The following is a 22,734-nucleotide window of genomic DNA, read 5'->3' as shown; positions in this document are numbered from 1 at the left end:
CTCCAGATGGCGGATGTGGCTCACCGGCTCGCGCGGCACGGTTGGTAAGGAGATATCCGCGGCTGAAGGGCACGTCAATAGACTGGACCAATTAAGGACTAGACCAATTCGCCCCAGGGCGACGTTGTCATGGCCCTGGTACTGGCGGAACTGGACTAGACCAAACCCCGGGCAAAATCGGCGACTTGGGGCCATGGCGGAGCGCCGGCGTCTCGCCGGGGTTTATGTCACGGAGCTGCGGAAGACATCCGGCGCCGCTCCCACCGCCCGGTCTCGACGCCCCCACCCGCCGGTCTCGACGCCCCCGCCACCGGTCTCAACGCCCCCACCGCTCCGGGGCGATCCGCCGGACGGGGCCGGGCCCGCCCCCGGACCGGCGCCGCCGCGCCGCGGTCAGTCGCCTGCCGTGGCGCGCCGCTGCGGCGGCCGGTGCGTACGGCGCCTGACCGCTCCGTAGGTCTTCTGGAGGGCCGCGGTCGTGGCGTCGAACGAACGCTGCGCGACGCCGACGAACAGGCAGTCGATGACGGCGAGTTGGGCGATGCGGCTGACGGTCGCACCGGAGCGGAAGGGGGTCTCCCGGGCGCAGGTCGTCAGGACGAGGTCCGCACTCCGCGCGAGGGACGAGCGCGGCACATTGGTGAGGGCGATGGTGGTGGCGCCGCGTTCGGCCGCCGCCTGGAGGGGTTCGACGGTGTCCTCGGTCTCCCCCGAGTGGGAGATGGCCACGGCGACATCGCCCGGCCGCAGGAGCGCGGTGGCGGTGAGGGCGGCGTGACGGTCGGTCCAGACGAAGGCCATATGGCCGATTCGGTGCAGTTTCTGGTGCAGGTCCTGGCCGACGAAGGCGCTGGCCCCGACGCCGAAGATGTCGACCCGCCGGGCGCCGGCCACCGCGTCGACCGCGCGGCCCAGCACCTCGACATCGAGCCCTGCCCCGGAGTCCTCCAGGGCGCGCACCTCGTTGTAGATGATCTTGCCGACGATCTCGCCCAGCGTGTCCGTGGCGCTGATGTCGGTGCCGGGCGGGGGGCGTTCGCCGCCGAGAGCCTGCTCACGGGCCGCGGCGGCGGCCAGCGCGAGGCGCAGCTGCGGGTAGTTGGGGATCCCGATGGCCCGGGAGAAGCGCATCACGGTGGCCGCCGAGGTCTCGGCCCGCGCGGCAAGTGCGCTGATGGAAAGCTCCGACGCGTACGCCGGATCGGCCAGGACCGCCTCGGCCACCCGACGTTCCGAAGGGGCCAGGGACGGCAGCGCCGCCCGGATACTCGCGAGGGACCCGGCGGGCGCGGCGTCCGGTGCCGGGTGGGCCGGGGTGCGGGGTGATTCCTGGCGGACCATGGGCCGATCCCTTCCGAGTGACTGGGCGACACGGTCACCACGTACCGCACGGTCACCGCGTACCGCACGGTCACCGCGTACCGCACGGTCACCGCGTACCGGACTGTAACCACGCGCCCGACTGTGCGTCAAAAAGTTACGTCCGGAATTACATGAAGTTACTTATTGACATCCGGAGGCTGGCCTTCCGATACTCACTGGACCGCGGTCCGCGCCGGTGGCACCGACGGTCGTTGCTTAGGAGTGAGCGTGCGCCAACTCGACCTCGTGGTCATCGTCGTCTATCTGGTGGCGATCGCCGTGATCGGACTGCGGCTGGCCGGACGGCAGAAGACGTCGAAGGACTACTTCGTCGGCGAGGGCCATATGCCCTGGTGGACCGTCTCGCTCTCCGTGGTGGCCACCGAGACCAGCGTGCTCACCGTCATCAGCGTGCCGGGCGGCGCCTACAGCGGGCAGGGCTTCGGCAATGTCGAGCTGGCGCTCGGCTACGTCATCGGCCGCGTCATCGTCGCCACCGTGCTGATCCCGCTGTACAAACGCGGCGGCTTCGTCAGTGCCTACCAGTACCTGGGGAGCAGGTTCGGGCTGAAGCTGCAGGGGCTCGCGTCGGTGACCTTCGTCTTCACCCGGCTCCTCGCCGAAGGCGTCCGGCTGTTCGCGTCCGCCATCCCGATCAAGCTGCTGCTCGACGAGGTGGGCGTGCACGCGGGTTACCGCGTCATCATCATCGTGCTCACGGTGATCACCGTCGTCTACACCTACCTCGGCGGCATCAAGGCGGTCATCTGGACCGACGCCATCCAGATGGGCCTGTACCTGGGTGGCGCGGCGCTCGTCGTCGCGGTGCTGTCCAGCCATGTCGGGGGTGCCGGTTTCGCCCACGCCCTGCACGCCGGCCGGTTCCAGCTGTTCGACACCGACTTCTCCCTGGCCCATGTCCTCACCAGCTCGTTCGCCCTGCCCACCGCGATCGTCGGCGGCGCGATCTTCGCGATGGCCAGCCATGGTTCCGACCAGCTGATCGTGCAGCGCATCCTGGCCACCCGTACGCTGCGCGACGGCCAGAAGGCCATGATCGCCTCCGGTGTCTTCGTCACCCTCCAGTTCGCCGCGTTCTCTCTGGTCGGTGCGCTTCTGTGGTCGTACAACCAGGGCAGGAGCTTCAAGGAACTGGGGCTGAGCAGCTCCGACAACCTCTATCCGGACTTCATCCTGCACGGACTGCCGGTGGTCGTCTCGGGTCTGCTCGTGGCGGGCATCCTCGGTGCCGCGATGGGCTCGCTGTCCTCGGCTCTGAACTCCATGTCGAACTCGACGGTCGCCGACATCATCCACAGTTTCTTCCGCAGCACACCGTCCGAGGAGTTCCTGCTCAGGCTCGCCCGGGTGATGACCCTGGTGTGGGCGGTGCTGATGGCGGTGTTCGCCTGCGCCTTCAGCACCAGTACGGGCAACGTCTACCTCACCGGGCTCACCATCGCGGGCTACACCTACGGGGCGCTCCTCGGCGCGTTCCTGCTCGGCCGGATCGTCCGGCGGGCACGCGAGAGCGACTCCATCGTGGCGTTCCTGGTGACGATCGGCGTGATGACGTACATCGTGCGCGACGTCAAGATCGATGTCACCGTCGCAGGTGCCACCGTGCCCACCGCGGTCGCCGCCCAGTGGCTGGTTCCGATCGGTGTGGTGGTCACCCTCGCCGTGGGAGGGCTGATGAGCCTGTTCCACCGCTCCCCCGAGCCCGCCGGCGCCGCGGTGGGCGCCGGTGAACCGGACGCCGGCCCCGATCACGCCGTGACGGCCGCCGAACAGGAACAGAGCGCCTCCTGACGGCCGCTGACCGGGCCCCGGGCGCTCCGTGACAGCCACCGGCCGGGAGCAGAGCGGCCCGCACCCCACCTGGCGCGGGGCCCTCGTGACAGCTCCGCACCCCCTCCACCTCAACAGCCTCCGGGAGAATCCATGCAGCAGCCGCAGCCGACCCCGCCCCCCGCGGCGGACCACGCGACGGGAGGCACCCTGCGGGTGATCGGCCTGATGTCGGGCACCTCGTTCGACGCGATCGAGGCCGCGGCGGCCGACCTCACGCTGGAGGGCGACACCCTGCGCCTGCGGCCGCTGAGGCACCTCTCCGTACCGTACGCGGACGATCTGCGGGCGCTCATCGGGGCCACCCTGCCACCGGCCGCCACCACCACGCAGGCCATCTGCGCCCTGGACACCGGTATCGGCCAGGCCTTCGCCGACGCCGCCCGACGGGCCCTGCGCGAGCTGTGCGGCGGCGCCGCCGACCTCGTGGTCTCCCACGGCCAGACGATGCACCACTGGGTCGAGGAAGGCACGGTCCGGGGCACCCTCCAGCTCGGCCAGCCCGCCTGGATCGCCGAGGCCACCGGGCTGCCCGTCGTCTCCGATCTGCGCAGCCGGGATGTGGCCGCCGGCGGTCAGGGCGCCCCGCTGGTCGCCCTGACCGACACCCTGCTCCTGCGCTCCCTGCCCGGCACCCCTGCCGCACTGAACCTCGGCGGGATCGCCAACGTGACCGTCGTCGCGCCCGGCGCCGACCCCCTGGCCTTCGACACCGGACCCGCCAACGCCCTGCTGGACGCGGCCGTACGCCACTTCACCGACGGCACCGCCGCCTTCGACGAGAACGGGCGCAGGGCCGCCGCCGGCCTGCCCAGCCCTGAACTGCTCCGCGCCCTCCTGGACGACCCCTACTACCGCAGGCCGGCCCCCAAGAGCACCGGCAAGGAGCACTTCCACCTGCCCTATCTGCTCCGGGCGCTCGACGCCGTACCCACCCCCGCTGCTGACGACGTCCTGGCCACCCTCACCCGGCTGACCGCCGTCACCGTCGCGGACGCCTGCCGCGCCCACGGGGTCACCGAACTCGTCGTCTCCGGCGGCGGGGCCCGCAACCCGGTGCTCATGGGCATGATCGACCAGGAGCTGCCCGGCGTGCCGCTGCGGCCCAGCGACGCCCTGGGGCTGCCGTCCGACGCCAAGGAGGCACTCGCTTTCGCGGTCCTGGGCTTCCTCACGTTCAACGGCCTGCCCGGCGCGCTCCCCTCGGGCACCGGCGCCCGCCACGCCTCGCTCCTCGGCACCATCACGCCCGGTCTTTCACCGCTCCGGCTGCCCGTACCGGCCGCACAGCCGCCGCGGCTTCTGAGGCTCGCGCGCTGAACCACCGGCCCCGGGCACCGGGCATGCACCCCGTTCAGGCGAAGCGTGCCTTCAGCGCGGTGAGTCCTGAGGCGAAGACGGTGTCGCCGATACCCGCTTCGACCTGGGGTACGAGCTCGTCGGCGCCGTCGTAGACCGCCGACCAGACGACCTCGCTTCCGTCGGGGTGCTGCCGGGCCGTCAGTGTCGCCTGATAGCCGGTGACCGGCAGGGGCAGGTCGAGGACCGTGTAGGTATACGAGCGCCGGTCGGCATCGTGTACGAGCAGGCGCTCATGGGCCACGTCCTTGCCGTCCACCGTGAACACCCGGACGGCTCCCGGCTCATTGGGGTCCTCGCGCTCCTCGATGCGCGGGCCCGGTACGCCGGGAACCCAGTCGCCGAGCGCGGCGAAGTCCCCGATCAGCGCCCAGACCTGGGCGGGCGGGGCTGGTACGACGACGGAACGGGTGAGCTCATGCATGGTGTGCCTCTCCGATTGCTGCTGGAAGGGGTAAGTCCCGGGCGGGGGTACGTATCCGGTCAGGGGTACGTCTCAGGGGTACGTATCCGGTCGGCCCGGGGACGCGTCAGCCGGTCGCGGCGGGGCGCTCTCGCACCCGCCTCGCCTCAGCTCCCGGGGGCCCAGACCTCGGGCCAGTCCGCGCCGCGCAGTTTCCCGTCCAGGCCCCCGTCGCAGAAGAACAGCGATCCGACGCAGTACGACGCACGGTCCGAGAGCAGGAAGTCCACCAGCTCGACCACTTCCTCCGGACGCCCGGCGCGGCCGGCCGGGATGGAGGCGAGGAAGTCGTCCATCTGGGCGGCGATCTGCGGGTCCTCACGTCCGGCCCTGGTCATCGGGGTGTCGATGAAGCCCGGAGCGACCGCGTTCAGCCGGATGCCGTCGGCGATGTAGTCCGCCGCCCTGGTGCGGGCGTAGTGGGCGAGGGCGGCCTTGGTCGCCGGGTAGGTCAGCAGCGCACCCTCGTCGTTCTGCGCGTCGGCGGTGCGGCGGGCCTCCCGCTCGTCGCCCGCCAGGCATGCCTGGGCCAGCTCGGGGTGCCAGCCAGGCTGTGTGGTGGTCGAGTTCGACGAGGCCAGTACGGCGCCGGACGTACCGGCGGCGGCGAGCAGCGGCCGCAGGCCCTCCAGCATCCGGACGGCGCCGAAGTAGTTCACCGAGACCAGCAGGCTCGGCCGGCGCCCGGCGCCGCTGGAGAGGCCGGCGAAAGGCAGGAATCCGTCGAGCCGTCCGCCGGACAGTTCGGTGATCTGCTCCACAGCCTGGGCACGGCCGCTCTCCGTACCCAGATCGGCCTCGACATCGGCGTTCCGCAGGTCCACGCCGATGACGCGGTGGCCCTGGCCGGTGAACCGGGCGGCGAGTGCGGCGCCCATTCCGGAAGAGGAACCGGTGATGGCGATCGTGCTCATGTGAGTAGTCCTCCTGCGTCTGTGCGGCCCCCCGGGGCAGCGCCCCGTCTCCCCTCATCTCATCCGAGGGGATCAGGCACTCATTGCACATATTGCACTATCGCTCGGCGGCACCTTCGAGGTGGTCCCCGTAACGGCACGACTCAGGCCCCCGGCGCACTGGCGCGGCAAGCGGCGCTTTGACGACAGGCCCTACGGCAACGCGGCCACGAACCGGTTCGCGATCGCGGCGGGGGCGGTGATCGCCCCGCCCACGACGACGGCCCAGGCGCCCGACTCGATCGCCGTACGGGCCTCTTCCGGGGTGTGCAGACGCCCCTCGGCGATGACCGGAATGTCCACACGGGCGGCGAGTTCCGCGACCAGAGCCAGGTCGGGGCCGGGCTGCTGCGGACTGTAGGGGGTGTATCCGGAGAGGGTCGTGGAGATCAGGTCCACGCCGAGCGCGGCTGCCGCGACGCCCTCCTGCGCCGTGGAGACATCGGCCATCACCAGGTGGCCGAGCCGGTGCACGGCCTCGACGGTGTCGCGCAGGGGGCGGCCGTCCGGCCGGGGGCGGTCCGTGGCGTCGATCGCGACGATCTCGGCTCCGGCCTCGGCGACGGCTCGCGCGTGCGCCGCGGTCGGCGTGATGTAGACGCCGTCCGCGCCGTCCTTCCACAGGCCGATCAGGGGCAGGGCGACGACCGCGTCGACCGCGCGGATGTCGTCCAGGCCCTGGACGCGGATCGCGGCGACCGAGGCACCGGCGGCGACGGACGCCGCCACCGCTGCCATGTGTGCGGGGGAACGCAGCGGGTCACCGGGGGGCGCCTGGCAGGAGACGATCAGTCGTCCGCGCAGCCCGTCGAGCAGGGTGCGTACCCGGTCGGCAGGCATCGTGGTCCGGCTGGGCCTGGCCTCCCCGTCGGAGGGAGCGGGCTTGGTCATACGGCGTTCCTTCGTCCTGTCGTACGGCTGGTGCGTGGTGCGTGGTTGGCGCAGGGTGAGCGGGGTGGTGGCGGTGCACCGGCAGGGCACCTGACGCCCCGTCAGAACGCGGCCGGGGGCGGATGGGAGGCGGCCCCCTCGCGGTCCTCCAGGAGCAGGCTCGCCGCGCCGACCACCGCGGCCCGCGGTCCCAGCGAAGCCGGGGCGGGGCGCAGGCCGGAGGGTCCGGGCAGGAGTTCCGAGGCGAACGCCTCGGTGAGCGGTCGCCAGTACGCGTCGCCGACCGAGGCCACGCCGCCCCCGATCACGACCCGTTCGGGGTCCACCGCGTTGACCAGACCGGCCAGTGCACGGCCCAGCGCTCCGGCGCCCTCGGCGAGGACCGTGCGGGCCGTCGCGCCCGCGGTGCCGGCGCGGTCCGGCTCCGCTTCGGCGAGGGCGGCGACCTGCCGCAGCCCCCGGCCGTCGTCGTCCCCGGTCAGTTCGCGGAAGCGCGCCGTCATGGCGGGGCCCGAGGCGACGGCTTCGAGATGGCCGGTACGGCCGCAGTTGCAGCGGAGACCTGCCGCCTCGGGCACGGCGATATGGCCGAACTCGCCCGCTGTCGAATGGTTCCCGCGCAGCAGCCGGCCGCCGATGACCAGTCCGCCGCCGATGCCGGTGCCCACACTGACGTACAGCGCGGACCGGCAGCCCCGGCCCGCGCCGAAGGTCTGTTCGGCCAGGGCGAAGACATTGGCGTCGTTGTCGGCGGCCACCGGGAGGCCGAGCCGGGCGGTCAGTTCCTCGCTCAGATGTGTGCCCGCCCAGCCCGGAAGCAGGTCGTTGGCCGAGAGGACCACCCCGGTGTCGCGGTCGATCACACCTCCGGTGCCGATACCGAGACCCCCGGCGCGTTCGTGGCCGGGGAGGTCACGGACCGCGGCGGCGATCGCGTCGAGCACAGCGGCCGGCCCGTCGGCCGCGGGGGTGGGCCGGACGAGCGAGGTCAGCAGGGTGCCGTCGGCCGCGACGAGCCCGGCGGCGATCTTCGTTCCGCCGACGTCGACGCCGACGAAGGAGCGCGCTGGGGAGGACTGTCCCCCGGAGGGGCCGGCGGTGCCCGCGGGGGCCTGGTGCGGAGTGGTCATGGCTGTGTCCTGCGTACGGTGAAACGGATGTCGTAGAGGTCGGCACGGTAGATCGTCGTGGTGGCCTCGACCGGGGACTCGCGGTGGTCGAGGCCGACGCGCTGGACCCGCAGCCCGGCGCTGCCCGGCGGTACGCCGAGGAGTGCCGACTCGGTGTCACCCAGGTCCGCGGCGCGCACGATCTGCTGGGCCGAGCGGATGTCGAGCTGATAGCGCTCGCTCAGCAGTGCGTAGAGCGATCCCGTCAGGTCCGCGTCGAGGAGGCCGGGCACCCGGTGGGCCGGGAGGTGGACGGTCTCCAGACACATGGGAGAGCCGTCCGCGAGGCGGAGGCGGGAGATGCGGACCACCTCCAGGTCGGGCGCGGCACCGAGCCGTTCGGCGATGTGCCTCCCGGCCGGTACCGTCTCGGCGGCCAGCAGCCGGGTACCGGGGTCGAGGCCGCGGTCGCGCATATCCTCGGAGAAAGAGGTGAGGGTCAGCGACTTGGAGACCACGGCGGGCGAGACGAACGTGCCGGCTCCCTGCACCCGGTAGACGTTGCCCGCGCTCTCCAGAGCGTCCATGGCCTGCCGGACGGTGTTGCGCGAGACGCCGTAGCGGGCGGAGATGTCCCGCTCGGTCGGCAGTGGGGTGTGCGGCGACGCCCCGGCGATATCGGTCAGCAGAGCGAGCCGAAGCTCCTCGTGTTTGGCCTGTCTGGCCACGCGCACCACTCCCACATCCGATAGGTACCAACCAATTAAGCAATTATTACGCCAGATCTTGCGCATGGCCAAGCTGGGTGCAAGATTGGTCCCAACCAATTTGGGCAGTCGGCAGTGCCGCGCCCCCACTCAGGACGACCGCCGTGTGCGAGAGTCCGGACGGAGGGCACACCACTCCGGCAGTCCGCGTCTTGAAGGGACAGTGCCATGGCGTCACCCGACACCGCTGTGACGCAGGGGAGCAGCGGGCAAGGGAGCAGCGGCAGTCTGCGGCCGGTGATCGGCGTCGCGCTGGTCGCCGCGCTCGGCGGGCTGCTGTTCGGCTACGACACCGGGGTCATCTCCGGAGCGCTGCTCAGGATCGAGTCGGACTTCCACCTCAGCTCGTTCGGTTCCGGGGTCGTGGTCAGCTCGATCCTGGTCGGCGCCATGATCGGCGCGGCGGGCGCGGGCAGCCTCTCCGACCGGTACGGCCGCCGCCCCGTCCTGGTCGCGGCCGCGGGCATCTTCACGCTGGGCGCCGCCATGGCGGCCTTCGCCCCGTCGGCGGCGATGCTCACGGCGGCCCGCGTGGTGCTCGGCCTGGGCATCGGCGTGGCATCGAATCTGGTGCCGGTCTTCATCGCCGAGGCCGCGCCGCCCCTCTACCGGGGACGGCTGGTCGGCCTCAACCAGCTGATGATCACGCTGGGCATCGTCCTGGCGTACGCCGCCAACTACTCGCTGGAGGACGTGACGCACAGCTGGCGCTGGATGTTCGGTCTCGCCGCTGTGCCTGCCGTGCTCTTCGGCGGAGGGATGCTGGCGATGCCGGAGTCCCCGCGCTGGCTGGCGCTGCGCGGGCATACCGACCGCGCCCGTGCCGTCCTCACCCGCCTGCGGGGGCCGGGCGACCCGGACGCGGTCGAGGCGGAGCTGGCCGAGGCGACGGCAGGCGCGGACGAGACGAAGGCCCGGATGCCGCGTCAGGGGCGGTGGCGGGCGCTGACCGCCCGCTCGGTGCGCCCGGCGATCATCGCCGGTGTGGGACTCCAGATCCTCGGCCAGGCATCGGGTGTCAACACGGTCATCTACTACGCCCCGAAGATCTTCGAGAGCAGCGGACTCGGCTCCTCCTCGTCCATCCTCGCGACCGTGGGCGTCGGCCTGGTCAACCTGCTGATGACGCCGGTGGGCATGTTCGCCGTGGACCGGTTCGGCCGCAAGAAGCTGCTCGCCTGCGGAGCCGGGGTGATGACCCTCTCGCTGGCCGGCCTGGCCGCCACCCTCGCGGCCGGTGCCCCGGGTTCGTCGACCGCCTGGCTCGCGGTGCTGTTCGTCGTCCTCTTCATCGCCGCCGTCGCCACGACACTCAATGTGGTGGTCTTCATCATCCCCTCGGAGCTCTACCCGCTGCGCATCCGCGGGACGGCGATGAGCGCCACGATGTTCTCGAACTGGACGATGAACTTCCTGGTCTCGCTGACCTTCCTCACCCTGCTCGACGTGTTCGGCGGCGCGGGCACGTTCACCCTGTACGCGGCGGTGTGTGCCCTGCTGACCCTCTTCGCCGTCCGTTGCATCCCCGAGACCCGGGGCAAGAGCCTGGAGCAGATCGAGCAGGAGCTTCTGCCGAAGTGACACCGGGTGACATGGCCCCGGGCGGTGGTTCGCCCGGGGCCATGTCACCCGATACGGAGATCGCCGCGGGCGAGCGCGGCGGCCACCTCGGCCCGGCCGGGCTGTCCCGCTCTGGCTCCCACCTGTGTGCAGGACAGGCCCGCGGCGGCGGAGGCGAAGCCGGCCGCGTCGAACGGGTCGGAGCCGCGCTCCAGTTCGGCCAGGTAGCAGCCCACGAAGCAGTCGCCGGCGCCGGTGGCGTCGCGTGCCCGCACGCGCAGTGCCGCTCCCCCGCGGGTCTCGCCGGTGGGCGTGTGCAGGCGCCAGCCCTCGGCGCCGTCGGTCACCACCACATGGGTGCCGTACGCCACCGCCGCGTCGCGGGCGTCCTGGCCGAGCAGCCGTTCGGCCTGCGCCCGGCCGAGTACCACATGTTCAGCGGCGGACAGTGCGGCCCGCGCGCCGTCCGCCCGTTCGCAGCCGTCCAGGTCCACGACGGTCCGGATGCCCGGTGCGTCCGCCAGCAGCGGGGCGGCCCACGGAAAGCGGTAGCCGTCAAGGTACAGCCAGCCGCCGCCGGCTGCGGCGAGCCGTCGCACCGTCCCGGCCACCTGCGCTTCCGTGACCTCGTCGTCCTGGCTGATGACCGAGCGCTCACCGTCCGGGGTGACGAGCAGAACCGCCGTGGTGAGACTGCCGCTTCGGGAGGCCCACTCCACATTCACCCCCGCCGCGCCGAGCCCTTCGAGGAAGGCGGTGCTGAGCGGATCAGCCCCGACCACACCGGCGAACCTGGCATCGGCTCCCACCCGGGCGGCGGCCGCGGCCGCGTTGGCGGCCATCCCCCCGTCGTGCCGCCGGATGTCGCGCGCCTGTACGCGGTCCCCGGCGCCGGGGAGCACCGGAACGTTCACGGTCAGATCACTGTTTCCGTACCCACAGAAGACAATCATGAAGAGGTAACCCAATCTCCGCCGGGCCGCCGGGCGGCGGCATTCTGACGGGGCGTGACATCGGCCGTCCCACGCCTGCCGGTCCGGGTCGGCACCGGCCGGCCGGTCGCGTACGGCCCCGGGACCCGGCCCGGCGGCAGGAGCCGCCGCCGGCCCGGCGCCGCTCTCGTGGCGGCACTCGCTCACCTGCTCGGGAGCTCCTACCGGGTCGTTGAGGCTGGACCGTAGAGCGCGTACGGCGGACGCGTCAACGGGCGGCTTCCCATCCGTCGCCCGCCGCACGCGCCCCGTGGCACAGACCGGGGCACGAACGCTCCGCTCCCGCACGTCACACAAAGTTACGCCATCCGACCGGTTGACCAAACGTCATGACGTTCGCATGATTTGGGGCATGGCTTGGGACGACGAAGACTTGATGGACGGCCCGGTGTCGAAGTGGCATCAGATCGCCGAGCGGCTGCGCTCGGCGCTCGCCAAGGGGGAGTTCGCCCCCGGTGATGCCCTGCCGTCCGAGACGATGCTCACCCGGCGCTTCGGCATCAGCCGGACCACGGCGCGCAGTGCGCTGAACGAGCTGGAGAACGAACAGCTGGTCACCAGGCGGTCCGGCCAGGGCACTATCGTGCTTCCGCCGAAGGTCGAGCAGCCGCTGAACCTGCTGGCCTCGTTCGCGGACGACATGCGAGCGCGGGGCCTGCGCCCCGGCTACCGGCTCAACGGCGTCACCGTCCAGCCCGCCCCGGCGGACGTCGCCAGGGAACTGGGCATCGACGAGGGCGACCGCACGGTCTGCGTCGACCGTGTGCTGCTGGCCGACGACGAGCCGATCGCCTCCAGCGTCTCATGGCTCGCGGCCCGGATCGCCGACCCGGCGGCGCCTCCCGGCGAGGACGCGCTGCGGGACAGGTCGCTGTACGAGTGGATCGAGCGGACCACCGGCACCCGGATCAGCTCGGGGCGGGAGTACATCGACGGCGGCCTCGCCGACGCGCAGCTGGCCGAGCGGCTTGATGTCGCGAAGGGCGCCCCGATCCTCATCGCACGCCGCCGCTCGCTCTCCGCGTCCGGGGACCCGCTGGAGTACGTGGCGATCACGTACCGCGCCGACCGCTACCGCTTCAGGATCGAGCTGTCCCGCCCATGACGACCACCCCGGACACACCGGACACCCAGGGCACACTTGCCACCACGGCACCGGCGATGACCGCGGCAGCCGAAGGCCCGCATCCCGGCGCTCCTCTTCAACGCCCCACCAGGACAGCGCTGTTGGTGGGAGACACGGTCTTCGACACCACGGTACGGGTCGACGCCCTCCCGGCGGCCGACGAGAAGGTGGTGAGCACCGACCTCACCGACGCCCTCGGCGGCGTGGTGACCAACGCGGCCGTGGCCTGCTCCCTCACCGGAGCCCCCACCGCCCTGGTCAGCGCGGTCGGATCCGACACGGCGGGCCGTGAGTGCGTCGCACGGGCCGAGCGTGCCGGTATGGACTTCCGGCCCGAGGTGACGGACGGACGATCGAGCCGCGCCGTCATCACCATCGCCGAGGACGGCGAGAAACACCTCGTCCTCGTGCCCGGCGCACGTATGTACCCGTCCGACGAGGTGTGCCGGACCCTCCCGCTCGACGGGACGGGGTGGCTGCACACCGCCGTCTACGATCCGGCCGCGGCCCGCACACTGCTGGCCCGGTGTGCCGAGAGCGGTGTGCCCTGGTCGATCGATCTGGAACCCGCGACGTTCGCCGACGGCATCGAGACCCTGGCCGCTCATCTCGACGGCGCCGCAACGGTGTTCTGCAACGCCCGCGCCGCACAGGCCATCGGCCCCGAGCCGGAGCGGGTCCTCTTCGGACTCGGCGTCCGCTCGGTGATCTTCACCGACGGTTCGCGCGGCGCCCGCTGGTGCACCCCCGGCGGAGCAGAGGGTTCCGGCCGCATGGTCGGCGTCCCCGCCCCGTCCGACCCGCCGCCCGTGATCGACACGACGGGGGCGGGAGACTGCCTGGCCGGGTCGTTCGTCGGCATGATGCTGGAGACCGGCGATCCGCTGGCGGCCCTGCGTTACGCGGTGACGGCCGCCTCCCACAGCTGCTCGGGGTTCGGGGCCGGGGCGTCCTATGCCACCCGGGCCGAACTGGCGCGGCTGCACGGGCCCGCCGATGTGCCCCCGGCTGCTGAGGCGGTGGCGTCATGAGTCTGCTGAGTGAAGAAACCGACGTCTTCGAGGCGGCCCCGGGGCAGCGGTGCGCCGTGATGTTCCTGGCGCGGTGGCGTACACCGCGTCCTGCGGACCCCGGCCGGATCGCGGATGCGCTCGGGGAGGAGTGCGCGGCGTTGCAGGAGGACGGCTGGCGGCTCTCGGTCGACCGCATCCTGGCGGGCGACGTGGCGGAAACCGGTGACGGCGGACAGCAAAGTCCGGTCGGGGACGTACCCACGGTGTACGAAGCCGGTTTCTCGCATGACGTCGACATCGTCGGCATGTTCGAGGCACCCTCGCCGACGGCGGCGCTCGCGGGCACCGTACGGCTGGAACGGGCCGGCTGGGACCGCGCACTGCGCACCGAATGGCTGCTCGGGCCGCGGGAGTTCCTGCCCGTCGCGGGCTCCGCGTCCTCCCCCGAGCGGGACCGGTGGGCCTTCTTCGCGCTGTGGAAGTGGAACAGCGCCTGGCAGGCCGCGACCGCGCAGGAGCGGCGCGCCTACGACCTGGAGTGCGACGTCGCGTTCGCATCCGACGTACGCGGCGGCGCGGCCATCGCGGGCCGGCACCGTCTCGACGGCGCGAGCCAGTGGGACCACATCGGCGTCTGGCGGGTACCGGGCGTCGAGATGGTGGACGCGGCGATGCGCGAGCACGCGCGGGTGGCGGACTTCAAGTTCACCACCTCCCGCCACTACATCGGTCGTCGCACACCGCTCGACGACGCCCTTCGAAGGAAGTGACTGAGGACATGACATGAGCGACGTCGTCTGGCTGCACCACTCCCTCCCCCGTACCACCTGGTACGACCTCCCGCCCGGTCAACGGGCGCAGTACGAAAGGGACTTCCAGGAGCAGCGCGCGGCATCCGAGCGGCACGGCGGCAGCCTCGACGGCCGCTACCACGTACGCGGACAGAGCGACTACTCCCATGTGGAGATCTGGACTTTCCCCAGCGCGGAGCAGGCCTTCGACCACTGGTCCCGGCTGGTGGCCGCCGGATACACCGCCTGCTTCGAGTTCTCCAACCAGGTGGGCCTGGCCGACCCGGCCACCCCGTCCGCCTGAGCACCACAAGAGAGGAACCCATGAACAACCCTGCCCCCCGGACCGAGGACCAGCGACCGCTAGGGGTCTTCCCGCCGAAGGACTCGGCGCTGGACTCGATCTTCGGCACCGACCGTGTCGTCATCGGCGTCGTCCACTGTCCTCCGCTCCCGGGCAGCCCCCACTACCGCGGCCAGTCGGTCGCCGAGCTGATCCGGTTCGCCGTGGAGGAGGCGACCGCGTACCGCGAGGGCGGCGTCCACGGTCTCATCGTGGAGAACGCCTGGGACCTGCCCTTCCCCAAGCCGGAGGACCAGGGCTTCGAGACGGCGGCCACGCTGGCCGTGCTCGGCGACCACGTGCGCGAGAAGGTGGGACTGCCCGTCGGCGTCAATGTGCTGGCCAACGGCGCGCACTGCTCGATAGCCACCGCCCAGGCGTCCCAGTCGTCCTTCGTCCGGGTCAACCAGTGGGCCAACGCCTATGTGGCCAACGAGGGCTTCATGGAAGGGCTCGCCCCGTCGGCGACGCGCTACCGGGCGAAGCTGCGCGCCGAGCACATCAAGGTGTTCGCCGATGTGCACGTCAAGCACGGCTCGCACTCCATCATCGCCGACCGCTCCCTGGCCGAACAGACGGAGGACGCCGAGTTCTTCGACGCGGACGTGCTCATCGCCACCGGCGGACGTACGGGTGACGAAGCCGCCGAGAGCGAGGTCCAGGGCATCCTGGACGCGACCCGGCTGCCGGTGATCATCGGCTCGGGTATGAACGACGGCAACGCGGAGCGGCTGCTGTCCCAGTGCCACGGAGCCATCGTGGCCTCCGCGCTGAAGGAGAACAGCCGCTGGTGGGGCCGGGTCGACCAGGCGAAGGTCCGGGCCTTCACCCGCCACGCCGAGAAGGCCGGGTACCAGCTCCCGTAAACAGTCGGCTGTCCGCGCGGACGACCCGTTCGCCGTGAGTGGCCGAATCCGGTGGGCGGGGCGTGCGGGCGACTGACGAACGTCGCCCCGCACCCTCGCACACCGGTAGGCACGCACAGCCGCACCACCCCGCACACCCGCACACCCGCACAACGCCACAACGCAGAAGCACGGGCCCCCTGGTACGCACCCCACCCGGTTCCACCCCGCCGGCCCGCCCCGCTCGCCCCACCCAGTACCGGACGAGCCCCCGCTCGCCGCGGCTCCCGGCCGACGAGCGCCCCGCCGAACGAGCCCGCGCCGAACAGGGCCGCGCCCGACGGCTCGTGCCCCCACCGGGCCCCGTACCACCGCGCAGCCCCACCCGGGGCCCCATCGACGTACCCGTGACGTATCCGCCGGGATGTCGCCCACCACCCACAGCGGCCCACGCCGGCCGGCAGCACACTGGAGGCACCGCCATGCCCGAACGGGAATCCGCCCCGCACCCCACTGCGCCCGAACAGCCGCTGAGCGCACGGCTCATCAGCAGCAACACCGGGGAATGGGAGCGCGCGCTCGCCATGCCCTTCGTCCGCGAGGTCACATCCGACACCGTCAGCGACGCCGTCTTCGCCCGCTATCTGCACTTCGAGCGCGAGTTCGTGGACACCGCGGCCCGGCTGGCGGGCGCGGCGGTACGCGAGGCCCCCACCCCCGGCGCCCTGGCGGGGCATGCCAGGACTTTGCACGCGCTGGTGACGGACCAGTACGCGTACTTCACCGAGGCCCTGGAGACCACCGGCATGCCGGAGACCGGCGAACGGGCCGGCGCGCAGGCCGCCACCCTCACCCAGGAGGTCCTGGACGCCGCCGACTCCCTCGGCTATCCCGCCATCGTGACCTGTATGTACGCGGCGGAGTCGCTGTACCGGACGTGGTGCGCGGCGGCCGCACGCACGCCGTCGGCGCGTGCGGAGATCGCGGACTGGGTGCACCTGCACACCGTCGCGCCCTTCACCACCCAGGTGCGCTTCCTTGAGGACGAGATCGACGCACTGGAGATCACTCCGGCGACCGAGGCCGAACTGGTCGCGGCCTTCGGCCGGGTCCTCGCGGCGGAGGTGGCCTTCCACGACGCCGCCTACGTCGCATGACGCCCCGTACGCAAGCAGCCCCGACCGAGACCGTCCCCCACTGCTGATCGCTCGTAGCTAAACGGAAGGTGGAGCGATGCCGGACCTCCGCGAACACAGGAACCTCCTCGAAAAGGCCGGCCTCCCCCGACCTCTGGCGCTGGGATATGTCGCGCTGGCGCTCTTCATGATCGGAGACGGGGTCGAACAGGGCTATCTCTCGGCGTTCTTGACCGACGAGGGGTTCGCCGCACACCGCATAGCGGTGATGTTCACCCTCTACGGCGTCACCGCGGGAATCTCGGCGTGGATGGCCGCCGCCCTCTCCGACGTCTTCGGTCCACGCCGGCTGATGGTGGCCGGCGCGGTGGTGTGGGTGATCTTCCACGCCCTGTTCGTGACGCTCGGGGTGATGGACCACTCCGGCGCGCTGCTGCTGATCTGCTACGGGCTGCGCGGATTCGGATATCCGCTGTTCGCCTACGGGTTCCTGATGTGGATCGTCAAGACGGCGCAGCCCGCCCGGCTGGGGATGGCTGTCGGCTGGTTCTGGTTCGCCTACATCGCCGGATTCTCCACGCTGAGCCCGCTGGTCGCCAAGGCGAGCATCGCCGCCATCGGCCCGCTGCCCACCCTGTGGGCGGGGCTGGTCGTGATCGCGGCCGGTACCGGGATCGCGCTGGCCGTACGGGCCCCCGGCGGGAACCGGCCGGTCTCGAAGCTGGAGGAGAACCCGCTGCGCGGACTGGTGAACGGCGTCTCGATCCTCTGGCAGGAGCCGAAGGTCGCCGTGGCGGGCATCGTCCGTGTCATCAACGGTGTCTCACAGTTCGGCTTCCCGGTCTTCCTGCCGGTCTACTTCACCAAGTCGCTGGGGTTCCCGCTCGGTGACTGGCTCACCATCTACTCCGTGATGTACCTGGTGAACCTGGGCGCCAACCTGCTCGCCGGGTACTGGGGCGACCGCTACGGCATCACCCCCGTACTGCGCTGGATGGGCTGCGCGGGCTGCGCCGTCACCACCGTCGCCTTCTACTACATACCGACCGCCACGCACAGCTTCTGGCTGTCCCTGCTCACCGGCTCCCTCTTCTGCGCCTGTCTGGCCGGCTTCTCCCCCATGTCGGCGCTGATGCCGCAGATCGCTCCGCGGCGTACCGGTGCGGCGATGGCCGGCCTCAACCTCGGTGCCGGTCTTGGCACCGCGGCCGGACCCGCGCTGGTGAGCCTGTGCCTGGGCCCGCTGGGCGTGAGCGGCGTCATGTGGGTGTTCGGCGCGTGTTACGCGATCGGCGCCGTCCTGACCCTCTTCCTCAGGGTGTCCTCACACACCCCGGCCAGCACCCCTGAGGGCGAACTCTCCGTCTCCTGAAATGTTCTGACCAACCGTCCGAACATCCCGTCCTGACCGATCCGTCCTGCCCCTGCTGGCCCCTTACCGCCGGAGTCCCTGCCACCGAGGACAGGGTCTCCGGCCGTACGGGGTCAGAGAGCGATGAGCCCGGCCGTCGTCTCCCTGAAGCCACAGGCGTCGAAGTAGAACGGCCGCAGATGTTCCTCGAAGTCGACGTGCAGCCATTCGCACTTCGCACGACGTGCCCCCTCGGCCGCGGCTGCGACGAGCGCGGCGCCCACACCGCCGGTGCGGCGGTGCCGGGCCACCACTGTGTCCAGGATGAAGGCGTGGGCGCCACCGTCCCAGGCCACGTTGACGAAGCCGGTCAGTGAGCCGTCGTCGCGGGCGCAGACCCAGCCGAGACTGTGGCGTTCGAGCCGTGCACGCCAGTCGGTACGACCGGCCGGGGAGCCGAAGCCTTCGGCGTGCAGGGCGTCGAGGGCGTCGTTGTCGAAGTCCCCGCGCCACTCGTACGTGATCGTCACGCCGGGATCCTAGACCGGCTCCGCCGGGGGCTGCCAGCCGTTGGCGAGGATGCCGAAGACTTCCTCGACAGCGGCTCCGTGGTCCTTCCGCCCCTGGGCAAGGACCGGAACCTCCAGGACGAACCGGGCCAGCGCCGCGCAGGCGAGGTTGTCGTGGTCCACGCCGTACTCGTCGGCAATGGCCGCCCCGAGGGTGTCGGTGTGCCGGGCCCACATGCGTTCGGCGTACGCGCGCAGCGCCGGAGTCGAGTCCACCAGGTGGTTGAACTCCTCCCGCTGCGGGTGCGCAGCGATCGGCAGCCAGGTGTCGAGCACATGCTGGCGCAGGGCGTCGAGCACGCTCTGGCCCGTGGCCCGCTCCCGCACTGCGGCGATCAGACGTGCGTCGTTGCTCTCCTCCTGGTCGAAGACGAGCGCTTCCTTGCCGGTGAAGTGCTTGAACACCGTGGCCGTCGACACGTCGGCGGTTTCGGCGATGTCCCGCATGCTCACGCCGTCGTAGCCACGGTCCAGGAAGAGCCGGAGTGCGGCGTCGGCGATCGCTTGCCGGGTGGCCGCCTTCTTGCGTGCGCGGCGGCCGACGGGGGGTTCGGTCATGGCGCGAGCCTACCTGATGGTGGAACCTGAATTTAAGTTGTCACATTCTACTTTTTTGCCTACTCTACTTTTAGGTGCGGAAGCGGGTCGGTTCCAGGCACAGAGCCGGGCCGGCCTGCTGCACCGGTACGCCGCCCCTGCGAAGCGTCGGCACCGGAGCCGTCCGCCCCCGCTCACCCCACCCCCGCCCGACCGGCGAAAGGAACACACATGACCTCACCGAACCCCGCACAGGCCCGGATCAGCATCATCGGGGCCGGTCCCGGCGGGCTGACCTGCGCCCGGATCCTCCAGCAGCACGGCGTCGCCGTCACCGTCCACGACCGTGACGCGGGCCCCGGCGCACGCAACCAGGGCGGCACCCTGGACCTGCACGCCGACAACGGCCAGATCGCCCTGCGCACCGCCGGACTGCTCGACGAGTTCTTCGCGCTGGCCCGCCCCGAAGGGCAGGAGATGCGCCGCCTTGACCCGGCGGGCAGGCTCACCTCCCATGAAGTCCCCGGCCCCGACGAGCTGTTCAGGCCGGAGATCGACCGCGGTACCTTGCGCGACCTCCTGCTCGGCTCACTGGAGCCCGGCACCGTGCACTGGGGCCGCGCCCTCCAACGCGTCAGCGGCCCCGCGCGCGGGCCGCGGCAGCTGCACTTCTCTGACGGCACCACCGTCGAGACGGATCTGGTGATCGGCGCCGACGGCGCCTACTCCCGGGTGCGACCCGACGTGTCCCCCGCCGTTCCCGGATACACCGGGGTGAGCTTCCTGGAAGCGTGGTTCTCCGACGTGGAGAACCGTCACCCCGGCATCGCCGGACTGGTCGGGCAGGGCAGCGCCCACGCGGCCGACGGCGAGCGCGCCATGTTCGCCCAGCGGGGCGGCGACCACCACATCCGCGTCTACCTCATCCAGCGCGTTCCGGCCGACTGGATCGGCGCGAGCGGCCTGACGGCAGGCGATACCGACGGAATCCGTGCCGCGCTCCTGGAGCGGTACGGACATTGGTCGCCCCGTATGCGCCAGATGATCACCGACAACGAGGGCCGGTACGTCGACCGCCCGATTCTCGCCCTGCCCGTCCCGCACATCTGGGAGCCCAGCCCGACGGTGACCCTGCTCGGCGACGCCGCACATCTCATGCCGCCGCTGGGCGAGGGCGTCAATCTCGCCATGCTGGACGCCTGCGAGCTCGCGCTCGCCCTGGCGAAGTCGGGCACCGTCGACGAGGCCCTCCGCACCTACGAGGAGACCATGCTGCCCCGCTCGGCCGAGACGGCCCAAGCCCTCGAAGGCGGCGCGGAGCACCTGCTCGCCGCCGGGATGCCCGACTTCGGCGACGCCGCCGCCCAGCGGTGACACCCGCTCCGGGCCGGGCCTGCCGGGCACCGGGGCCCGCCAGGGTCACCCCGTATCACCGTGCGTGGCGCCACCAGTAGCGTCCGACGACGAGTTCCTCCAGGTCACGGAGCCGGTCGGCCGCCATACGCGCGGAGCCGGCGGGGTGTTCGCACGCGATACGGAGGTCGGAGACAAGGTGGGCGGCCTCGCGGGCCTCACACCGGGCCCGAAGGAGGCCAGGAGAGGTCCCCGTCGTCCGGGCGATGACGTCGAGCACGGTCTCCATATGGGGGCCGCTGAACCGGGCCAGGAAGAACCAGTCGTCGGCCGGCTCCCCGAAGCGGGCCCATTCGAAGTCAAGCAGGGCCGTCACACCCCGGTCATCTGCCAGCCAGTTGTCCCAGTGGCAGTCCGCGTGGACGGGGACCAACGCCCGTACGGGCAGCGGAGCCCGCTCCGCGATCGCCGCCACGCCCGCGAGCAGCCGCGGCCGTACGGTCCGGTGCCGGTCCAGCGCGGCGAGCCGCTCCACCTCGGCGGCGAGCGCGTCCCGGCCGACGAATCCACCGTGGTCGAGCGGCTCCCCCAACGTCCGCGCGGCCCGCTCCGACGGCGCCCAGGTGTGCAGGAGACCGAGCCGCCGGACCGCCTCCTGCGCCCACCGGCGGACGGTCCCACCGTCCGCACCGGGCAGCCCCACGCCGGGGGCGGCCCCCGGTGCGCGCGCGTAGCAGGCGTAGCGGATGTCGCGCGTCCCCAGCCGGTGGAGGCCGCTGCCGAGCAGCGGGGCGGTGAGCCCGGCGGGCAGCTGGGACGCGAGGACGGTCTCCCGGTCCAGCCGGGTGTGTCCGGCGGCATCGATGATCTTCACGACGGCACCGGATCCGACATACACGTGGTGGGAGCTGCTCTCCACGATGACCATGGGGCCGGGGTCACACCCCAGGGCCGCCGCGCCGATCGCGCGAGCGGCGTCGTGGGCCTGCCGCAGATCGGGCGGGTGCGAATCCGGCAGGCGCCGCTCAGGCAGGCAGGAATCGGGCAGATGCGTATCGGACGGCCGGGAGCCGGACATCGGTACTCCAGCCGAAAGCGATGATTGAGCGGGGATCGTGAACGGTGATCCCGCCGACGGGACCCATTGATTATCCCCGCGCCGCCGTGTGAAGTAAAGATCCACCAGCGCGGCAGGCGGCCATCAGCCGGACCCGTTCGCGCTGGTCAACGCGCGCATACGGTGGTCCAGTTCAGTGCGGTAGAACTCGATGAAACCGTCCGGGTCCGGGCCGGCGTTCTGCATCACCAGACGGTCGAACCCCGCGTCCACGAACGGCTGGGCCACTTCCACATAGCGGGCCGGGTCGGGGCCGCAGGCGAACTGGGCCAGAACGTCCTCTTCCCGCACGGTGGTGGTGGCCGCTTCGAAGTTGGCGGGGTTGGGCAGTTCGCTCATCACCTTCCACCCGGTGAGCGCCCAGCGCGAGGTGTCCAGTGCGGCCCGCGCCGCGGTGTGCTCGTCGGGCGCCCACGCCATGGGCACCTCCACGTACCGCGGGCCGCCGCCCCCGGCCTTCCGATACGCCTGGACGAGGTCGCTCCTGGGCTCGGTGGCGAAGAGCCCGTCCCCCAGTTCGGCCGCGATGCGCGCGGCGTGCGGACCACCGGCCGCCACCGCGATCGCCGGGAGTTCCTTCGGCAGGTCGAAGACCCGGGCATCGTCCAGCCGCAGATGGCGGCCGTCGTACGAGCAGTATCCGCCCTGCCACAGCAGCCTGATGATCTCCAGCGCCTCACGCAGCAGGGCGTGCCGCTCCGGCACCGAGTTGGGGAATCCGCTGCCGGTGACATGCTCGTTGAGCCGCTCGCCGGAGCCGACACCCAGGGTGAACCGGCCGTCCGACACCAGCGCGAGCGTCGCCGCGGCCTGGGCGATGACGGCCGGGTGGTAGCGCACGGTGGGGCAGGTCACGCCGGTGGCGAGCCCGATGCGCTCGGTCCTGGCGGCGATGGCGCCCAACACCGTCCACACGAACGGAGAGTGCCCCTGATTGTCCAGCCAGGGGTGGTAATGGTCGCTGATCTCCACGAAGTCGAACCCGGCCCGCTCCGCGCGCACCGCCTGCTGGATCAGTTCGTCCGGGCCGTACGCCTCGGAGGCAAGCTTGTAGCCGATCTGCATCTACTCTGCTCCTCGTTCGCTCGGGCAGCAGACCGTCCCCGTACCGGCCAGATCCGTCACCGTCAGCATAAGGGAATGCATACGATATGGCCTTAATTCATCAATTCGCCCTCCTCCTGGGAGGCGGACACCGGGACGCCCCGCTCCCCGCGGCTACCCCCGCCCGGCGCGGACACTCAGC

The 22,734-nt window shown here is 71.6% G+C and carries 22 protein-coding genes; 11 read left to right on the top strand and 11 right to left on the bottom strand.

Annotated elements, in window-relative coordinates; translation table 11 throughout:
• Positions 1 to 393: 393 nt before the first annotated feature.
• The gene (locus ACWGKJ_RS19615) at positions 394 to 1,341 is read right to left on the bottom strand and encodes a MurR/RpiR family transcriptional regulator (protein WP_385031120.1); all 948 of its coding nucleotides are present in this window, start codon (positions 1,339 to 1,341) and stop codon (positions 394 to 396) included.
• Between the two features lie 249 nt (positions 1,342 to 1,590).
• Between ACWGKJ_RS19615 and ACWGKJ_RS19610 the strand changes: the two genes are divergently transcribed.
• Together ACWGKJ_RS19610 and ACWGKJ_RS19605 are read left to right on the top strand one after the other, a co-directional pair.
• Complete coding sequence (locus tag ACWGKJ_RS19610; RefSeq protein ID WP_385031123.1) at positions 1,591 to 3,174, top strand: sodium:solute symporter; 1,584 nt, start codon at positions 1,591 to 1,593, stop codon at positions 3,172 to 3,174.
• Between the two features lie 189 nt (positions 3,175 to 3,363).
• Positions 3,364 to 4,533, top strand: a complete 1,170-nt coding sequence (locus ACWGKJ_RS19605; protein ID WP_385031182.1) for an anhydro-N-acetylmuramic acid kinase — start codon at positions 3,364 to 3,366, stop codon at positions 4,531 to 4,533.
• A 34-nt stretch (positions 4,534 to 4,567) separates the two neighbouring features.
• Here the strand turns inward: ACWGKJ_RS19605 and ACWGKJ_RS19600 are convergent, their stop codons facing one another.
• The 5 genes from ACWGKJ_RS19600 to ACWGKJ_RS19580 form a co-directional block, all read right to left on the bottom strand.
• Positions 4,568 to 4,996 (bottom strand): SRPBCC family protein, encoded by a 429-nt coding sequence (locus ACWGKJ_RS19600; RefSeq protein WP_385031126.1) that lies wholly within the window; start codon positions 4,994 to 4,996, stop codon positions 4,568 to 4,570.
• Positions 4,997 to 5,142: 146 nt separating this feature from the next.
• Entirely contained in the window at positions 5,143 to 5,949 is an 807-nt protein-coding gene (locus tag ACWGKJ_RS19595; RefSeq protein ID WP_385031129.1) for an SDR family oxidoreductase, read from the bottom strand.
• 192 nt (positions 5,950 to 6,141) lie between these two features.
• Positions 6,142 to 6,828: an N-acetylmannosamine-6-phosphate 2-epimerase gene (locus tag ACWGKJ_RS19590; RefSeq protein WP_385031185.1), complete on the bottom strand. Its 687-nt coding sequence runs from the start codon at positions 6,826 to 6,828 to the stop codon at positions 6,142 to 6,144.
• Positions 6,829 to 6,980: 152 nt separating this feature from the next.
• Complete coding sequence (locus tag ACWGKJ_RS19585; protein ID WP_385031132.1) at positions 6,981 to 8,009, bottom strand: ROK family protein; 1,029 nt, start codon at positions 8,007 to 8,009, stop codon at positions 6,981 to 6,983.
• Entirely contained in the window at positions 8,006 to 8,716 is a 711-nt protein-coding gene (locus ACWGKJ_RS19580; protein ID WP_385031135.1) for a GntR family transcriptional regulator, read from the bottom strand. Before ACWGKJ_RS19580 ends, ACWGKJ_RS19585 begins: the two co-directional genes overlap by 4 nt.
• Positions 8,717 to 8,923: 207 nt before the next feature.
• On the opposite strand from ACWGKJ_RS19580, the gene ACWGKJ_RS19575 reads away from it, so the two are divergent.
• The gene (locus tag ACWGKJ_RS19575) at positions 8,924 to 10,336 is read left to right on the top strand and encodes a sugar porter family MFS transporter (protein WP_385031138.1); all 1,413 of its coding nucleotides are present in this window, start codon (positions 8,924 to 8,926) and stop codon (positions 10,334 to 10,336) included.
• Between the two features lie 44 nt (positions 10,337 to 10,380).
• Here ACWGKJ_RS19575 and ACWGKJ_RS19570 read toward each other — a convergent pair whose 3' ends face one another.
• Positions 10,381 to 11,268 (bottom strand): carbohydrate kinase family protein, encoded by an 888-nt coding sequence (locus ACWGKJ_RS19570; protein ID WP_385031141.1) that lies wholly within the window; start codon positions 11,266 to 11,268, stop codon positions 10,381 to 10,383.
• Between the two features lie 391 nt (positions 11,269 to 11,659).
• On the opposite strand from ACWGKJ_RS19570, the gene ACWGKJ_RS19565 reads away from it, so the two are divergent.
• The 7 genes from ACWGKJ_RS19565 to ACWGKJ_RS19535 all read left to right on the top strand — a co-directional run bounded on the left by ACWGKJ_RS19565 (position 11,660) and on the right by ACWGKJ_RS19535 (position 17,933).
• A complete protein-coding gene (locus ACWGKJ_RS19565; RefSeq protein WP_385031144.1) occupies positions 11,660 to 12,412 on the top strand; it encodes a GntR family transcriptional regulator in 753 nt (250 codons plus the stop codon).
• A complete protein-coding gene (locus ACWGKJ_RS19560; RefSeq protein WP_385031147.1) occupies positions 12,409 to 13,464 on the top strand; it encodes a carbohydrate kinase family protein in 1,056 nt (351 codons plus the stop codon). Before ACWGKJ_RS19565 ends, ACWGKJ_RS19560 begins: the two co-directional genes overlap by 4 nt.
• Entirely contained in the window at positions 13,461 to 14,216 is a 756-nt protein-coding gene (locus ACWGKJ_RS19555) for a hypothetical protein (protein WP_385031150.1), read from the top strand. The genes ACWGKJ_RS19560 and ACWGKJ_RS19555 overlap by 4 nt, the downstream gene beginning before the upstream one ends.
• 13 nt (positions 14,217 to 14,229) lie before the next feature.
• On the top strand, positions 14,230 to 14,541 hold the full coding sequence (locus ACWGKJ_RS19550) for a hypothetical protein (RefSeq protein WP_385031153.1): 312 nt from the start codon (positions 14,230 to 14,232) through the stop codon (positions 14,539 to 14,541).
• A 20-nt stretch (positions 14,542 to 14,561) separates the two neighbouring features.
• Entirely contained in the window at positions 14,562 to 15,446 is an 885-nt protein-coding gene (locus ACWGKJ_RS19545; RefSeq protein ID WP_385031155.1) for a BtpA/SgcQ family protein, read from the top strand.
• 461 nt (positions 15,447 to 15,907) lie between these two features.
• A complete protein-coding gene (locus ACWGKJ_RS19540) occupies positions 15,908 to 16,582 on the top strand; it encodes a TenA family protein (protein WP_385031158.1) in 675 nt (224 codons plus the stop codon).
• Positions 16,583 to 16,658: 76 nt separating this feature from the next.
• On the top strand, positions 16,659 to 17,933 hold the full coding sequence (locus ACWGKJ_RS19535) for an MFS transporter (protein WP_385031161.1): 1,275 nt from the start codon (positions 16,659 to 16,661) through the stop codon (positions 17,931 to 17,933).
• A 113-nt stretch (positions 17,934 to 18,046) separates the two neighbouring features.
• Here the strand turns inward: ACWGKJ_RS19535 and ACWGKJ_RS19530 are convergent, their stop codons facing one another.
• Positions 18,047 to 18,442, bottom strand: a complete 396-nt coding sequence (locus ACWGKJ_RS19530; protein WP_385031164.1) for a GNAT family N-acetyltransferase — start codon at positions 18,440 to 18,442, stop codon at positions 18,047 to 18,049.
• 9 nt (positions 18,443 to 18,451) lie between these two features.
• Positions 18,452 to 19,039, bottom strand: a complete 588-nt coding sequence (locus ACWGKJ_RS19525) for a TetR/AcrR family transcriptional regulator (RefSeq protein WP_385031167.1) — start codon at positions 19,037 to 19,039, stop codon at positions 18,452 to 18,454.
• Between the two features lie 210 nt (positions 19,040 to 19,249).
• Between ACWGKJ_RS19525 and ACWGKJ_RS19520 the strand changes: the two genes are divergently transcribed.
• Complete coding sequence (locus ACWGKJ_RS19520; protein ID WP_385031170.1) at positions 19,250 to 20,392, top strand: FAD-dependent oxidoreductase; 1,143 nt, start codon at positions 19,250 to 19,252, stop codon at positions 20,390 to 20,392.
• Between the two features lie 55 nt (positions 20,393 to 20,447).
• Here the strand turns inward: ACWGKJ_RS19520 and ACWGKJ_RS19515 are convergent, their stop codons facing one another.
• Together ACWGKJ_RS19515 and ACWGKJ_RS19510 are read right to left on the bottom strand one after the other, a co-directional pair.
• Positions 20,448 to 21,449 carry a phosphotransferase family protein gene (locus ACWGKJ_RS19515; RefSeq protein WP_385031173.1) on the bottom strand — a complete coding sequence of 334 codons (1,002 nt, stop codon included), beginning with the start codon at positions 21,447 to 21,449 and terminating at the stop codon, positions 20,448 to 20,450.
• Between the two features lie 123 nt (positions 21,450 to 21,572).
• Positions 21,573 to 22,553 (bottom strand): TIGR03557 family F420-dependent LLM class oxidoreductase, encoded by a 981-nt coding sequence (locus ACWGKJ_RS19510; RefSeq protein ID WP_385031176.1) that lies wholly within the window; start codon positions 22,551 to 22,553, stop codon positions 21,573 to 21,575.
• Positions 22,554 to 22,734 lie beyond the last annotated feature (181 nt).

The sequence above is a fragment of the Streptomyces sp. NPDC054757 genome, assembly GCF_053612185.1.
This window is presented reverse-complemented; position numbering and strand designations above follow the sequence as displayed.

Excerpts from the sequence above, each read along its gene's own strand:
- ACWGKJ_RS19570 (WP_385031141.1), bottom strand. The coding sequence starts at position 11,268 with ATGATTGTCTTCTGTGGGTACGGAAACAGTGATCTGACCGTGAACGTT.
- ACWGKJ_RS19585 (WP_385031132.1), bottom strand. The coding sequence starts at position 8,009 with ATGACCACTCCGCACCAGGCCCCCGCGGGCACCGCCGGCCCCTCCGGG.
- ACWGKJ_RS19520 (WP_385031170.1), top strand. The coding sequence starts at position 19,250 with ATGACCTCACCGAACCCCGCACAGGCCCGGATCAGCATCATCGGGGCC.
- ACWGKJ_RS19535 (WP_385031161.1), top strand. The coding sequence starts at position 16,659 with ATGCCGGACCTCCGCGAACACAGGAACCTCCTCGAAAAGGCCGGCCTC.
- ACWGKJ_RS19545 (WP_385031155.1), top strand. The coding sequence starts at position 14,562 with ATGAACAACCCTGCCCCCCGGACCGAGGACCAGCGACCGCTAGGGGTC.
- ACWGKJ_RS19515 (WP_385031173.1), bottom strand. The coding sequence starts at position 21,449 with ATGTCCGGCTCCCGGCCGTCCGATACGCATCTGCCCGATTCCTGCCTG.
- ACWGKJ_RS19590 (WP_385031185.1), bottom strand. The coding sequence starts at position 6,828 with ATGCCTGCCGACCGGGTACGCACCCTGCTCGACGGGCTGCGCGGACGA.
- ACWGKJ_RS19595 (WP_385031129.1), bottom strand. The coding sequence starts at position 5,949 with ATGAGCACGATCGCCATCACCGGTTCCTCTTCCGGAATGGGCGCCGCA.
- ACWGKJ_RS19560 (WP_385031147.1), top strand. The coding sequence starts at position 12,409 with ATGACGACCACCCCGGACACACCGGACACCCAGGGCACACTTGCCACC.
- ACWGKJ_RS19550 (WP_385031153.1), top strand. The coding sequence starts at position 14,230 with ATGAGCGACGTCGTCTGGCTGCACCACTCCCTCCCCCGTACCACCTGG.
- ACWGKJ_RS19540 (WP_385031158.1), top strand. The coding sequence starts at position 15,908 with ATGCCCGAACGGGAATCCGCCCCGCACCCCACTGCGCCCGAACAGCCG.
- ACWGKJ_RS19510 (WP_385031176.1), bottom strand. The coding sequence starts at position 22,553 with ATGCAGATCGGCTACAAGCTTGCCTCCGAGGCGTACGGCCCGGACGAA.
- ACWGKJ_RS19575 (WP_385031138.1), top strand. The coding sequence starts at position 8,924 with ATGGCGTCACCCGACACCGCTGTGACGCAGGGGAGCAGCGGGCAAGGG.
- ACWGKJ_RS19525 (WP_385031167.1), bottom strand. The coding sequence starts at position 19,039 with ATGACCGAACCCCCCGTCGGCCGCCGCGCACGCAAGAAGGCGGCCACC.
- ACWGKJ_RS19555 (WP_385031150.1), top strand. The coding sequence starts at position 13,461 with ATGAGTCTGCTGAGTGAAGAAACCGACGTCTTCGAGGCGGCCCCGGGG.
- ACWGKJ_RS19565 (WP_385031144.1), top strand. The coding sequence starts at position 11,660 with ATGGCTTGGGACGACGAAGACTTGATGGACGGCCCGGTGTCGAAGTGG.
- ACWGKJ_RS19615 (WP_385031120.1), bottom strand. The coding sequence starts at position 1,341 with ATGGTCCGCCAGGAATCACCCCGCACCCCGGCCCACCCGGCACCGGAC.
- ACWGKJ_RS19600 (WP_385031126.1), bottom strand. The coding sequence starts at position 4,996 with ATGCATGAGCTCACCCGTTCCGTCGTCGTACCAGCCCCGCCCGCCCAG.